Here is a 12,808-nt window from a genome sequence, read left to right as displayed (position 1 = left end):
TACCATGCAACCGCGCCATTATAATCAACGTGGAAAACCCACTCATAAGCCCATTGCCCTTTATGATAAATGGCTGATGGGGGCAGTGCTTGGTTTGGTGATTATAGGTTTGATGATGGTTGCATCCAGTTCTGTGATGATCTCGACAAAGTACTATCACCAACCCTTCCATTTTTTGCTTCGACAAGCTTGTTATCTTATAGCCGGATTTATAGTGGCAATTGGCGTGATGAGGATAGATAGCAGCGTCTGGGAAAGAATGAGCATGCCCTTGTTACTTATTTGCTTGTTGATGTTATTGGTTGTACTGGTTCCCGGCATTGGCCGCTCAGTGAATGGCAGTAGACGGTGGTTGGCTTTGGGCCCCATAGGCATTCAGGTTTCCGAGCTGGCTAAAATGACCATGATTTTTTATTTGGCTGGTTATCTGGTTCGCCAGCAAATCAGCGTGAAGCAACATATTTTCGGTTTTATTAAGCCAATGATTGTTCTGGGTCTAATTTCTGTCCTGTTGCTGATGGAGCCAGATTTTGGTGCTACCGTGGTTATTTCTGGCACAGTAATGGCGATGTTATTTTTAGCCGGCGTCAAATTGCGTTATTATGCCGGTTTATTACTGGCAGTTCTCTGTTGCCTTGCCATGCTTGCTGTTTCCTCTCCTTACCGGGTTGCGCGGTTGACCGCGTTTCTCAATCCTTGGGCAGATCAATTTAATAGTGGCTACCAATTAACTCAATCGTTGATCGCGTTTGGACGAGGTGGGTGGCTTGGTGTAGGGCTTGGTGATAGCGTTCAAAAATTATTCTATTTGCCTGAGACGCACACTGATTTTCTATTTGCTGTACTTGCAGAAGAGTTAGGATTGTTTGGCGTTCTTTTAGTATTAATTTTGTATAGTATACTGGTGACCAGAGGGTTATTGATTGGCTTTACGGCTCACTCGCAAGAGCGTTTGTTTGCTGCTTTTACAGCCTATGGCTTAACGTTTTGGCTAGGATTACAAGCCACTATTAATATGGGCGTTAATTCAGGGTTACTGCCTACAAAAGGATTGACGTTACCACTGTTAAGTTATGGTGGCGCCAGTATGGTAGTTAATTGTGTGGTCATCGCACTTTTATTGCGTATTGATCATGAAAATCGTTGGCAGTCAATGGGATTGAGGCCGCCAACCTCACAATAAAGGGGAACTTTGTGGACAACATAGGACACTTTTTATCGCCAAGGATGGGACGAGTAGAACAAATTCATTTCGTTGGTATTGGTGGTGTGGGGATGTGTGGCATTGCAGAGGTTTTGCATAACCTGGGGTACCGCATTACCGGTTCGGATCTGAGTGAAAGCCGTACGGTACAGCGGCTGCAATCCTTGGGAATCAATGTACATATTGGTCATCGCGTTGAAAATATTGCTGGCGCCGATGTGGTTGTGCGTTCAACAGCCGTTGAGACCGAAAATCCGGAAATCCTTGCGGCAAAAGAACGCTCAATCCCGGTTATTCCTCGCGCGGCCATGCTTGCAGAGCTGATGCGTTTTCGCTATGGCATTGCCATTGCAGGCACACATGGAAAAACAACGACCACCAGTTTGGTCAGCAGCTTGCTGGCTGAGGGAGGCTTGGATCCCAGTTTTGTTATTGGCGGTAAACTCAATAGCTGTGGTTCAAATGCTCAGTTAGGCAAATCAGCTTATTTTGTGGCCGAAGCGGATGAAAGTGACGCGTCATTTCTGTTCCTGAAACCAATGATGTCAGTGGTCACCAATATCGATGCGGATCACATGGGCACTTATGACGACAATTTTGATAAGTTGCGCAGTACCTTTATTGAGTTTTTGCACCATCTTCCCTTCTATGGCCTGGCAGTGCTTTGCATTGAAGATGACGAAGTATGTCGTATTTTACCCTCTGTCCAACGACCTATACGAACCTATGGTTTTCGTGAAGACGCCCATTACCGCGCAGTTAACTGGACGCAAAAAGGCTTATTGAGTGAGTTTACCGTGCAGCGCCCTGCACCGCACCGGCCCTTGCATATACAATTTCAATTACCAGGACGCCATAACGTATTGAATGCTTTGGCCGCTATTGCGATTGCGACCGAACTAGGTGTCGATGATGAATCCATTGTCAATGGGTTAATTAAATTCCAGGGTGTTGGCCGGCGCTTTCAAATGCTCGGTGAGAGACAGTTTGAGCGTGGCTCAGCCCTTGTAGTCGATGATTACGGACATCATCCGCAAGAAATCAAATCAACGATTGATGCTTTTCGTCGTGTTTGGCCTGACAAACGATTGATTCATGTTTTCCAACCGCATCGTTACAGCCGTACACAATCCCTTTTTGACCAGTTTGTCGAGGCGTTAAGCCTGGCTGATGAATTATTATTAATGGATATTTATTCTGCCGGCGAAGCAGTCATTCCTGGTGTAACGAGTGAAACATTGTTAGCCAAAATTCAGCAAAAGCATCCTAATGCAAGGCTGGTTAATGATAAGAATCTGGTAGAAGCCTTAAACGAAGTGATTACTGATGGGGATGTTATTTTGATGCAGGGTGCCGGTAGTATTGGTCAGCTGGCAATCAGTCTAACGCAAACAGCGCGAGAGGCGGTGTGAAAATTTCAACAGAAACAATGACAAATCCTGCGGTAGCTCGTCAAGGTCAATTATTAACGAATGAGCTTCTGGCTGATTATACAACCTGGCGAGTTGGCGGCATTGCCCGTCAATTATATAAGCCTAGCAGCATTGCTGATTTGGCGATATTTTTGAAGCAATTGCCTCCTGATGAGCCCCTGCTCTGGTTAGGATTGGGCTCTAATTCTCTAATCCGGGACGGGGGATTTGCTGGTACAGTGATTTTAACGCAAGGCTGTTTGAAAGAAATGGCTTTAGTCACTGAGGATCTGGTTCGTGTAGAGGCTGGTGTATCTTGTGCAAGTATGGCAAGATTCTGCGCGCGCAATAATCTTGCTGGTGGTGAGTTCTGGGCGGGTATCCCTGGGACAATGGGAGGTGCTTTGCGCATGAATGCCGGTTGTTTTGGTGGTGAAACCTGGCAATTCGTGGTGGAAGTTGAAACCATGACCCGTGATGGTGAGATACATGTACGAAAGCCGGAAGAATTTGAAATCGCTTATCGCCATGTTTCCGGTTTGCAGGACAATGAATGGTTTGTTGCGGCTACCTGCCGGTTAATTCCAGGTGAGAAGGAAAAATCCTTACAACTTATTAAAGAGTTATTAGCGCATCGCGCGGATACTCAACCGACCAGCGAATACAATTGTGGTTCCGTTTTTAGAAACCCGCCAGGTAATTTCGCTGCTCGTCTTATCGAATCTTGTGGTCTTAAAGGAAGGCAATTAGGCGGTGCCGTTGTCTCTTTAAAACATGCCAATTTTATCATTAACCAGCATGGCAGTGCCTCGGCACGGGATATCGAATCGTTAATTGAATTAGTACATGACACGGTGCATAAGCAAACTGATATTGACTTAATTCGTGAAGTGCACATTATTGGAGACTTTTAATGTCCAAACCTATCAATCTAGTATTGCTCTATGGCGGTAAATCCGGTGAGCATGAAATTTCCTTAATTTCTGCAGCGTCTGTTCTGGCACAATTGGATGCGAGTAAATACAACATTATTCCTATAGGTATGGATAAAGAAGGGCGTTGTTATCAGAATGATTATCAGGAATTACTTGCCTTTAAAGAAAGTTTACCTGTAAGTACTTCGCGCTCACGTCCCTTGGCGAGTTTACTGATTGATGGACATTTTGCAGTGGATGCGGATGTGGTATTCCCTATTGTTCACGGACCTCTTTATGAAGATGGCTGTCTACAGGGTTTACTCGAATTAGCCGGTGTTGCCTATGTGGGTTGTGATGCGTTATCTTCCGCCATAGGCATGGACAAAGATATGGCTAGACGCCTTGCCTGTAATGATGAGATTCGTTCTGCCCGTTACCGTGTTTTATCCTGGCACAGCACGGCGTTGGAGAGACAGCAGTTTTGCCAGCAAACAGCGGCTGAGTTAAGTTGGCCCTTGTTCGTTAAGCCATGCTCTTTAGGTTCGAGTGTAGGAATTCATAAAGTAAAAAACCACACTGAATTAGCGGCTGCGATTGAAGATGCTTTACGTTACGATGAAACTATTTTAGTGGAAGAGTTTCTGCCTGGGCGTGAAATTGAATTGTCTGTTCTTGAGAATGCTTCCCTTTCAGGTGTACCAAGAGTCAGTATAGCGGGTGAAATTCGTGTTCATCACGCAGATGGTTTTTATTCTTACAGTGCAAAGTATTTGGAGTCTAACCAGACAGAATTACATGTTCCTGCTAAACTTGATCCGAAAATACTCAAGCGCTTGCAAACGATTTCCTGTGAAATTTTCACCCGCCTTAAATGCAAGGGTATGGCCCGTGTCGACTTTTTTGTAAACGACCAAACGGGGGATGTTTTCTTTAATGAAATCAATACATTACCTGGGTTTACTTCCATTAGCATGTATCCGAAATTATGGCAGGCCAGTGGTCTGGCTTATCCGCAGCTGTTAGACGAATTGGTGAATTTGGCAATGACCCACCACCGTTGTCGCCAGCAGTTAGTGACCAGCTATCAATAATTGTGGATTAGGGTAGCGTAGGGAATTAAAAAACCATAATAGGGTAATAAAAATAGGGTACTAAAGTGGATGAGCGGTAATACTGGGCGATTACGCTATGCGGGGTTTTTAACCATACTTATTGTGTGCGCCATTTTTTTGGCTGCGCATTTAATTTATTTATTCGTAGCAGATGCACAACGATTTCCTATTAATACAGTTAAAATAGTAGCCAGTTATCAGCACATTACGCGTAAACAACTTGAAGCAGTTTTGGCGAATTACCTGAATAACAGTTTTTTTTCTTTACCGGTAAGACGGTTATATGCTGACTTGGCTGCCCTGGATTGGGCAAATCAAGTGCGAGTAGAGAGACTATGGCCTGATACCCTCAAAATCACGCTCGTTGAAAAAATACCCGTAGCAACCTGGAATAATGCCTTACTCACGGAAGATGGGGAGTTATTTAACAAAGGTGGTGCTACCTTGACTGATTCTTCGTTGCCGCATCTCAGTGGGCCAACTAATCAGCAAAAGGAAGTCTTACAAGTTTACGAAAAAATGAGTAAGATATTATCAATCTATGGTTTGCATGCGGCTTCATTAGAATGGCGTGATAATCAAGCTTGGGAACTTACTCTAGCCAATGGAGTGCAGTTGCGTTTGGGAAAACAGGATTTGGAAACGCGTATTATCCGGTTCTGTAAAGCCTATCCCGCAGTTTTCGCAGAGAAATCAGGGCAATTAGCAAGTGTTGATTTACGTTATCCGCGAGGTATGGCGGTGCAATGGAAAAAAGAAACGGGAAGATAATGGCTAAAAAATTAGAAAAAAATATCATCACCGGTTTGGATATTGGGACTTCTAAAGTGGTGGCACTCATTGGCGAAGTGACGGCAGATGGGGCGATAGAAATCATTGGTATAGGACGCCACCCTTCCCGCGGCCTGAAACGGGGTGTGGTTGTTGATATCGAAGCAACGGTAAACTCAATCCAGCGCGCAGTCCAGGAAGCAGAATTAATGGCAGGGTGTGAGGTGCGCACGGCCTATGCGGGTATTGCAGGTAGCCACATTCGTAGCTTGAATTCCCACGGTATTGTGGCAATTCGCAATAAGGAAGTTTCGCATGCTGATGTTGCAGGCGTCATTGATGCTGCCAAGGCGGTTGCGATTCCAGCCGATCAAAAGATTCTTCACGTTTTACCTCAGGAATTTATTATCGATCACCAGGGCAGTATCCGGGAGCCGGTAGGTATGGCCGGGGTGCGTTTAGAAGCGCGTGTCCACATTGTGACTGGCGCTGTCAGTGCTGCCCAGAATATTGCCAAATGTGTGCGGCGCTGTGGTTTGGAAGTCAGTGATATTATTCTTGAGCAACTGGCAGCCAGTCACGCCGTTTTAACTGAAGATGAAAAAGAGCTTGGTGTTTGTTTGATTGATATTGGTGGCGGCACGACTGATATTGCCGTGTTTTATGATGGCGCTATTCAGTTCACCGCAGTGATTCCTATTGCCGGTGATCAAGTCACCAATGATATCGCAATGGCTTTACGTACACCTACCAAGAGTGCGGAAGCCATTAAGTTAAAGCATGCTTGCGCAATGCCTGAATTGGCCAATGCCAATGAAATGATTGAAGTATTGGGTGTCAGTGAAAGGCCGGGGCGCAAAATTTCCGCCACGGTTCTTGCTGATGTGGTTTCAGCACGCTATGAAGAATTATTTACATTGGTCCGTAACGAGCTTCGACGTAGTGGTTTCGAGCAACGCATCGCAGCAGGCATGGTGATGACGGGAGGAGGCTCTAGTGTACAGGGAGCTATTGAATTGGCTGAAATGTGTTTTGAAATGCCAGTGCGCCACGGTTGTGCGCATCAGGTTTCAGGTTTAGTCGAGGCGACAGCAAATCCATCCCTGGCGACAGGTGTAGGTTTATTGTTACATGGGTTCCAACAACAATATGAAGGTGGTTATAATGTACCTGTCTTAGGTGATAATGACAAAGGAATGTGGGCACGCATGAAGGCATGGTTTCATGGTAATTTTTAAGTAGTTTCTGCCTCTTATCCGGCTAAATAAGTAAGGATCAGGGGCAAAACCTCAATTAATCGGCAGAATTTAGAGGGGAGAGGTCTAACATGTTTGAATTAACGGAAAGTCAGCAAGACAGTGCCGTAATTAAAGTCGTTGGTGTCGGCGGCGGTGGTGGTAACGCGGTCGAGCACATGCTGACCGAAAACATCGATGGTGTTGAATTTATATGTGCCAACACTGACGCTCAAGCACTCAAAAATTCAAATGCAAAAATCCATATCCAGTTGGGTGATGAGTTAACGAAGGGTTTAGGCGCTGGAGCGAATCCAAGAATTGGTCGTGAAGCAGCAGAAGAAGACAGGGACAGAATTAAAGAAGTTCTGGCTGGTGCGGATATGGTTTTCATCACTGCTGGTATGGGTGGTGGTACTGGTACAGGGGCGGCTCCCGTATTTGCCGAAGTGGCTAAAGAATTGGGTATTCTCACTGTTGCTGTCGTGACCAAACCATTTTCGTTTGAAGGCAAACAACGTGCCCTGGCTGCTGAAGAGGGAATTCGCCGTCTGGGTGAACATGTGGATTCTTTAATCACTATCCCCAATAATAAGCTGCTTAGCGTTTTAGGCAAAAACATTAGTTTGCTGAATGCCTTTAAAGCTGCAAACAATGTCTTATTAGGTGCCGTAAAAGGTATTTCTGATTTGATTACCCGTCCCGGCCTCATTAACGTTGACTTCGCGGATGTACGCACAGTGATGTCAGAAATGGGTATGGCGATGATGGGTACAGGCAGTGCTACTGGTGAGCAACGAGCCCGTCAGGCAGCTGAAGCAGCGATTGCTTCTCCTTTACTGGAAGATGTTAATTTTTCTGGTGCCCGTGGTATTTTGGTCAATATTACTGCTGGTTTGGACATGTCGATTGGTGAGTTTGAAGAAGTCGGCGATGTGGTTAAAGAATTTATTTCTGATGATGCAACGGTTGTGGTGGGGACAGTCATTGATCCTGAAATGACGGATGAGATGCGTGTGACTGTCATTGTTACTGGCCTCGGTGGCGATTCACGAACCCGCCATTCACAGCAACAACAAACAACAGTAAAATCGCGCATTGCCGAATCAGTTCGCAGCGACGGCTCTCTCGATTATCAACAGTTTGACCGGCCTGCCGTCATGCGTAAACAAGCGACCGTTGCAGCGAAGCCTAACGTCAATGAAGCCTCTGTACCGGATGTTGATTACCTGGATATTCCTGCCTTTTTACGTCGGCAAGAAGAGCAAGTTGAATAATATAAAAACGGCCTGAGGGCCGTTTTTTATGAACGACACAAAAAATTAGACTAATCAATTAATTGCTGTTATAATTTGGCAATTTATTGTGCGAAAAAAATGGGATATCGAAAAGGTGATCACTGAATGATGCAACAAAGAACTATTAAGAAAGTCATTCAAGCAACGGGCGTTGGTTTGCATTCAGGAGAAAAAATTCTTCTGACTGCGCGCCCGGCTCCCATCAATACAGGTATTGTTTTCAGACGTACTGATTTAGAATCCGTGGTAGAAATCCCCGCTTTATATAATTACGTTGGCGATACAATGTTGTGCACCTCCTTGCAGCATCAAGGGGTGAAGGTTGCTACGGTAGAACACCTGCTTTCCGCGTTTGCTGGTCTCGGAATCGACAATGCTTATGTTGATGTCAATGCACCTGAAATTCCTATTATGGATGGTAGTGCCGCGCCCTTCGTGTTTCTAATTCAATCTGCAGGGATACGCGAGCAGAGTGCTGCAAAGCGGTTTATTCGCATACTCAAACCGATTCGTGTTGAGGACAATGGAAAGTATGTCCAGTTCTTGCCTTATGATGGTTATAAAGTATCGTTTACAATCGATTTTGATCACCCTGTATTTAACGATAAACCTCAAGCGGTTACCTTTGATCTGTCAGGCACTTCTTACGTAAGAGAGATTTGCCGCGCCAGAACCTTTGGTTTTCTGTCTGATTACGAGAAGTTGCGCGAATCGGATTTGGCCAAAGGGGGTAGTTTGGATAATGCGATTGTCGTTGATGATTATCGCGTACTGAATGAAGACGGCTTACGTTTTTCTGGTGAATTTGTAACTCATAAAGTCTTGGACGCCATTGGTGATTTATATCTCCTCGGTTGTGGTTTGATTGGCGCTTTTGAAGGCTATAAATCTGGCCATGGTTTGAATAACCGTCTCTTGCGCGAGTTGATGGTACGCCAGGATGCCTGGGAATATACCTATTTTGATGCAGAAAATTACCAACCCGTAGTCGCAGCAGATTTTTTGCCCGCAGAAGCGTAAGCGTGAACAAATAATTTTTTGTACAATTTAATTATTAAAATTTCTACGTATAGAGGTTTGGCGAAAGAAGGTGCTACCAAAAAATATCAAAAACAACTGAGCCAAATCATCGGCTTGTTCACCTACAAGAAAATCAACGTTGTTACAGATATTCTCCAATTTTTGTATAGGAATTTCGAGTGCGGCACTAAGCGCTTGAATATCCATACCACTGTATTTTAATAACACATCAACTAAAATTTTTTGTTTACTTCCTTGGCTACAAAATTCAAATTTAAGAAATGATAGGGGGAACTCTATGATACATCCCATGTTGTAATTCCTATTAGTCTAAATAACAGTATAATCACCATGAAGAGCAACATTAAATTAACACTCTAGAGTGTTAAAATCAAGATGGCTGTCTTATTGTTCTCCATAGATTTACTCAGTGGTAAAACTTAAGATCGAACGTAACATATGAATAAACTTAGTAAAAACCTTAAAAATTTATTGTGTAATGCCAAAATAAGTGAAAATGAACTTGCGCGACGGACAGGCGTCTCACAGCAAATTATTAATCGGATTTTATCTGGTGAGAATAAAAACCCAAAAATTGCAACTTTAAATCCACTGGCAAGTTATTTTATGGTGTCTATAAGTCAGTTAATTGGTGAAGAAGAGTTCAATCAATCAATGCTCAGTACTGCCCATCATGGATGGAGGGAAATACCAGTAATTAATTATGAGCTGCTTGCCAAAGCTCCTGCACATGAATTGATGATGCTTAGCGGGGAAAAATTATTGGTTGATGTGAAAGCCTCTAATAAGGTATTTGCAATAAAAATGTATGATGACTCAATGGAACCAAAGTTTTCTAAGGGAACATTGTTAATATTTGATTCCAGCAAAAAACCTGCCAATGGAGACTTTGCTTTGTTCATGTTGCCAAATGATAAAATAGTATTCAGGCAAGTTTTTATAAAAAACAATAAATTTTATCAAAAGAGCATAAATCCTAATTCTGAGAATTACAAACTTACCTCTCTTAACGATGAGTTCAAGTGTTGTGGATTACTTATTCAATCTCGAACAGATTATATTTAATTGCAATTGTAAGACTCCCATAAAATTTGTTCTTTTTTCTTAAGTAAATAAGCTAGAAGGCTTGCAGGCCACACTACAATAAATCCATAAACAATTTTAAATGTTAAGGCGCTGAGCATAAGTAGTACTATCTTTTTGGTGGGCATTAAGCCTACAAACGTTATTAATCCAGCAATGAAAGTTGCAGCACCTTCACTGATACTAGATGCTAATAAGCTGCGAAGCCAAAATAACTTACCCTTCATTTTGTACTTCCATCTGCCTATTAAATACACATTTAAAAAAGAACTAATTAAGTAACCGATCACGCCAGCGTTGGTAAAACGTAGCACATGGCTTAATACGGTATTATATGCATTATATATGTCTGTATTATCCCAATAATCTGGCGTGGGTAATAGATTTATACCCGTTAGTAACAGGGCAAATAAATACCCACAACCTATTGATTCCCACACTAATTTTTTTGAAAGTTTAACGCCATAAACTTCTGTATACACATTCGATAAAAAGAATGAGCATGTATAAATTAATGTTGAGCCTGGTTCAGGAATATAACCAACTATCACTATTTTATAAGCAACGACAGTCGCTGCTAATAAAAAGGTGAGATATATCATTGCAATAATTCTTATGTATCTAAAATTAGTTTTATACTCAGAAATTTGATTTGTGGGTAAAATCTTATTTTCAAGTTTTTCAAGAACGGAGGACATTTTCTTCTAGGCTCTGTATATCTTCGAAATATTGTTCTTGTACAGCTGTGCTTATAACATTTTTTAAATCATCATAGCTAAATTGGCTTAATAATTCTTTATCACAGTAGAGCTCATGGGCTGATTTTCTAAACTCACCGAATACATTTAGTTTCTTTATAATGAAAATAGTTTTTCCATTTATAAAGTCCTGTCCTACAATCGAATAGAATGGCGTCGATAAGCGTGGATGGGGGGTGTGAGTTTTTTGTAAGGCAAAAAATGTAATTGCTCTGACATCATGAGAAGAAAATTGGCTGAGCATGGAATCATCCATCACGAGATCTTCAGGCAAGAACGGAATGATTTGTTTTTTAAAACCATTTATCAAGACTAATAAAATAACCTCATTTGAAACGTGGTTAGTTTCTATTTTTATAATTTTACAACGATAATTTTTATAATCTTTTAATACATCACCATATTTAATGGCTAAAGCTCCTATCCATTCTGTAACTTTTTTGGGTGTATTCCAATCCATGATGCTTTTACCCTAGTATTGATCAAAGATACGTTGAATTTCCTTTTTTTCTTTTGTGTGGAGCATGGCAACTGATAACAAAATTCTTGCCTTCTGTGGATTTAACGAGCCCCCAGCAATAAAATCATTTTGATCATCTATTTTATTATCTCTATTTATAAAACCATAGCCAGATCTGGAGCATCGAACTACGAAAACGCCTTGATGACTTGCATTACGCAATGCGTTGGTAACTGCGCTTGATTGATAGCCCTTCCCCATTCCGGCACTAATTATTCCCTTTGCTCCACTTGCTACTAGCACCTCGACAAGATGACTATCTAATCCCAAATGGCCATATAATATATAAACTGTAGGGAGTTCATTAATTTTATCAATAGTAAATTCACTTTGATAAGTGTGTCTGTAAGTTGGTAAGTGTTGAATACATAGGCGAGTTCCTTGCACAAAACCCAGTAAGCCTAAGCCATTCACGGAAAAATCCCCTGCAACAGAGGGATTGATTTTAGTTGCTTCACGAGCACTCACAATGCCATCATTAAAGCTAAGAACAACTCCAACCTCTGACATCTCTTTATGGCTTGCAATGAATATCGAATTGAATAAATTCCGACTGCCATCATAACCTAACGCACCCGTTGGTCTAAACGAACCAGTAAAAACAATCGGTTTTTTTGTTCTGACAACCAGATTTATAAAATAGGCAGTTTCTTCGATACAATTTGTACCTTGTATAACAACAATTCCATCTATTTCATCTTTGTTGGCTAATTCATTGATTTTCATTGCAACGAAGATTAACTCTTCTTGTGTCATGTCATGGCTGATTTGTTGCAGTATTTGCTGGCTGTTTATTGTTAACTCATTCTTTTTGAATGGTAACAAAGCAATTAACTTATCTATTTGAATCGACGGGTGCTGATAAAATTCATCGGTTTGATTGTGAGATAGGCTGGCTATCGTGCCCCCAAGACCGACAACATGAATACATGGTTTTCTAGTTCTAGATGATACAAAACGCTCCCTGCTTTCCATCATGTTATGCATCTCAAAAGAGATTTGAGGCATTATAAGTTTTTTCATGAAATCTGAACAGGATTTATTGTGCAATGAATTTAAAACGGTTTTCGAATAGGAAAAACTAATCCTTATTTTCAGCTAACTCTACAGTGCCTTTTGTAATGTTGGATAATTTAGTGCTCTCTGCTTCCTTAATGAAATGGCGAGCGGTAGTTGACTGTACTTTGTTCTGATTTTTTGTTGGACTTGTTTGCTGGCAGCAATATAGACCGTCGATGTTTGCTTGAGTGAACACAAAAATGTATTTATTTATCTGCACAAGGCAAAAGCCTTAAAAAAAATTTCTGCTCTTTTGAAAGTATCCATACGACGAGTTAATTACTGCCGACAATCCATCTTTCAAAAATTAGGGTGTAAGAATATAACCAGCGCCATTATTGTTGGCCTGCGTTTCGGGATAATAGAAGCTGAACATTTATTGGATGAAAAGTAGATTG

14 protein-coding genes are annotated in these 12,808 nt (G+C 41.9%); 10 read left to right on the top strand and 4 right to left on the bottom strand.

Going from position 1 to position 12,808, the window contains the following annotated elements; genetic code table 11:
* The first annotated feature begins 4 nt into the window (after nt 1–4).
* The 8 genes from ftsW to lpxC all read left to right on the top strand — a co-directional run bounded on the left by ftsW (nt 5) and on the right by lpxC (nt 8,969).
* Nucleotides 5–1,183, top strand: a complete 1,179-nt coding sequence (gene ftsW, locus Lfee_RS02970) for a putative lipid II flippase FtsW (protein ID WP_058443860.1) — start codon at nt 5–7, stop codon at nt 1,181–1,183.
* A gap of 44 nt (nt 1,184–1,227) precedes the next feature.
* A complete protein-coding gene (murC, locus tag Lfee_RS02965; protein ID WP_370447021.1) occupies nt 1,228–2,616 on the top strand; it encodes a UDP-N-acetylmuramate--L-alanine ligase in 1,389 nt (462 codons plus the stop codon).
* A 17-nt stretch (nt 2,617–2,633) separates the two neighbouring features.
* Entirely contained in the window at nt 2,634–3,530 is an 897-nt protein-coding gene (gene murB / locus Lfee_RS02960) for a UDP-N-acetylmuramate dehydrogenase (protein ID WP_058443859.1), read from the top strand.
* Nucleotides 3,530–4,624 carry a D-alanine--D-alanine ligase family protein gene (locus tag Lfee_RS02955; RefSeq protein WP_058443801.1) on the top strand — a complete coding sequence of 365 codons (1,095 nt, stop codon included), beginning with the start codon at nt 3,530–3,532 and terminating at the stop codon, nt 4,622–4,624. Before murB ends, Lfee_RS02955 begins: the two co-directional genes overlap by 1 nt.
* A 69-nt stretch (nt 4,625–4,693) precedes the next feature.
* Entirely contained in the window at nt 4,694–5,416 is a 723-nt protein-coding gene (locus Lfee_RS02950; RefSeq protein ID WP_058443800.1) for a cell division protein FtsQ/DivIB, read from the top strand.
* Nucleotides 5,416–6,654 carry a cell division protein FtsA gene (gene ftsA / locus Lfee_RS02945; protein WP_058443799.1) on the top strand — a complete coding sequence of 413 codons (1,239 nt, stop codon included), beginning with the start codon at nt 5,416–5,418 and terminating at the stop codon, nt 6,652–6,654. Before Lfee_RS02950 ends, ftsA begins: the two co-directional genes overlap by 1 nt.
* A gap of 89 nt (nt 6,655–6,743) precedes the next feature.
* The gene (gene ftsZ, locus Lfee_RS02940) at nt 6,744–7,928 is read left to right on the top strand and encodes a cell division protein FtsZ (protein ID WP_058443798.1); all 1,185 of its coding nucleotides are present in this window, start codon (nt 6,744–6,746) and stop codon (nt 7,926–7,928) included.
* Between the two features lie 126 nt (nt 7,929–8,054).
* Nucleotides 8,055–8,969, top strand: a complete 915-nt coding sequence (lpxC, locus tag Lfee_RS02935; protein ID WP_058443797.1) for a UDP-3-O-acyl-N-acetylglucosamine deacetylase — start codon at nt 8,055–8,057, stop codon at nt 8,967–8,969.
* Nucleotides 8,970–8,996: 27 nt separating this feature from the next.
* Here lpxC and Lfee_RS02930 read toward each other — a convergent pair whose 3' ends face one another.
* Nucleotides 8,997–9,281, bottom strand: a complete 285-nt coding sequence (locus Lfee_RS02930; RefSeq protein WP_058443796.1) for a hypothetical protein — start codon at nt 9,279–9,281, stop codon at nt 8,997–8,999.
* A 147-nt stretch (nt 9,282–9,428) separates the two neighbouring features.
* On the opposite strand from Lfee_RS02930, the gene Lfee_RS02925 reads away from it, so the two are divergent.
* Entirely contained in the window at nt 9,429–10,055 is a 627-nt protein-coding gene (locus Lfee_RS02925) for a helix-turn-helix domain-containing protein (protein WP_058443795.1), read from the top strand.
* On the opposite strand, the gene Lfee_RS02920 is transcribed toward Lfee_RS02925, so the two are convergent.
* From Lfee_RS02920 to Lfee_RS02910, 3 genes are read right to left on the bottom strand one after another with little or no spacing between them, the layout of a single operon-like run.
* On the bottom strand, nt 10,052–10,771 hold the full coding sequence (locus tag Lfee_RS02920) for a queuosine precursor transporter (protein WP_058443794.1): 720 nt from the start codon (nt 10,769–10,771) through the stop codon (nt 10,052–10,054). The two genes, Lfee_RS02925 and Lfee_RS02920, sit on opposite strands and share 4 nt — an antisense overlap.
* Entirely contained in the window at nt 10,755–11,291 is a 537-nt protein-coding gene (locus Lfee_RS02915; RefSeq protein WP_058443793.1) for a hypothetical protein, read from the bottom strand. The genes Lfee_RS02920 and Lfee_RS02915 overlap by 17 nt, the downstream gene beginning before the upstream one ends.
* A 12-nt stretch (nt 11,292–11,303) precedes the next feature.
* Nucleotides 11,304–12,374, bottom strand: a complete 1,071-nt coding sequence (locus Lfee_RS02910; protein WP_064088296.1) for an asparaginase — start codon at nt 12,372–12,374, stop codon at nt 11,304–11,306.
* 220 nt (nt 12,375–12,594) lie between these two features.
* Here Lfee_RS02910 and Lfee_RS02905 point away from each other — a divergent pair, with 220 nt between their 5' ends.
* Nucleotides 12,595–12,804: a helix-turn-helix transcriptional regulator gene (locus tag Lfee_RS02905; protein ID WP_058443791.1), complete on the top strand. Its 210-nt coding sequence runs from the start codon at nt 12,595–12,597 to the stop codon at nt 12,802–12,804.
* Nucleotides 12,805–12,808 lie beyond the last annotated feature (4 nt).

The sequence above is a fragment of the Legionella feeleii genome, assembly GCF_001467625.1.
Lineage (GTDB): Bacteria > Pseudomonadota > Gammaproteobacteria > Legionellales > Legionellaceae > Tatlockia > Tatlockia feeleii.
The sequence above is the reverse complement of the archived record's forward strand: the minus strand, read 5'-3'. Positions and strand labels throughout refer to the sequence as shown.

Bases quoted from the DNA above. Each gene is read 5' to 3' on its own strand.
- Lfee_RS02950 (WP_058443800.1), top strand. From the start codon at position 4,694: ATGAGCGGTAATACTGGGCGATTACGCTATGCGGGGTTTTTAACCATA.
- Lfee_RS02930 (WP_058443796.1), bottom strand. From the start codon at position 9,281: ATGGGATGTATCATAGAGTTCCCCCTATCATTTCTTAAATTTGAATTT.
- Lfee_RS02910 (WP_064088296.1), bottom strand. From the start codon at position 12,374: ATGAAAAAACTTATAATGCCTCAAATCTCTTTTGAGATGCATAACATG.
- lpxC (WP_058443797.1), top strand. From the start codon at position 8,055: ATGATGCAACAAAGAACTATTAAGAAAGTCATTCAAGCAACGGGCGTT.
- ftsZ (WP_058443798.1), top strand. From the start codon at position 6,744: ATGTTTGAATTAACGGAAAGTCAGCAAGACAGTGCCGTAATTAAAGTC.
- Lfee_RS02920 (WP_058443794.1), bottom strand. From the start codon at position 10,771: ATGTCCTCCGTTCTTGAAAAACTTGAAAATAAGATTTTACCCACAAAT.
- ftsW (WP_058443860.1), top strand. From the start codon at position 5: ATGCAACCGCGCCATTATAATCAACGTGGAAAACCCACTCATAAGCCC.
- Lfee_RS02925 (WP_058443795.1), top strand. From the start codon at position 9,429: ATGAATAAACTTAGTAAAAACCTTAAAAATTTATTGTGTAATGCCAAA.
- murC (WP_370447021.1), top strand. From the start codon at position 1,228: ATGGGACGAGTAGAACAAATTCATTTCGTTGGTATTGGTGGTGTGGGG.
- ftsA (WP_058443799.1), top strand. From the start codon at position 5,416: ATGGCTAAAAAATTAGAAAAAAATATCATCACCGGTTTGGATATTGGG.
- Lfee_RS02955 (WP_058443801.1), top strand. From the start codon at position 3,530: ATGTCCAAACCTATCAATCTAGTATTGCTCTATGGCGGTAAATCCGGT.
- Lfee_RS02915 (WP_058443793.1), bottom strand. From the start codon at position 11,291: ATGGATTGGAATACACCCAAAAAAGTTACAGAATGGATAGGAGCTTTA.
- murB (WP_058443859.1), top strand. From the start codon at position 2,634: ATGACAAATCCTGCGGTAGCTCGTCAAGGTCAATTATTAACGAATGAG.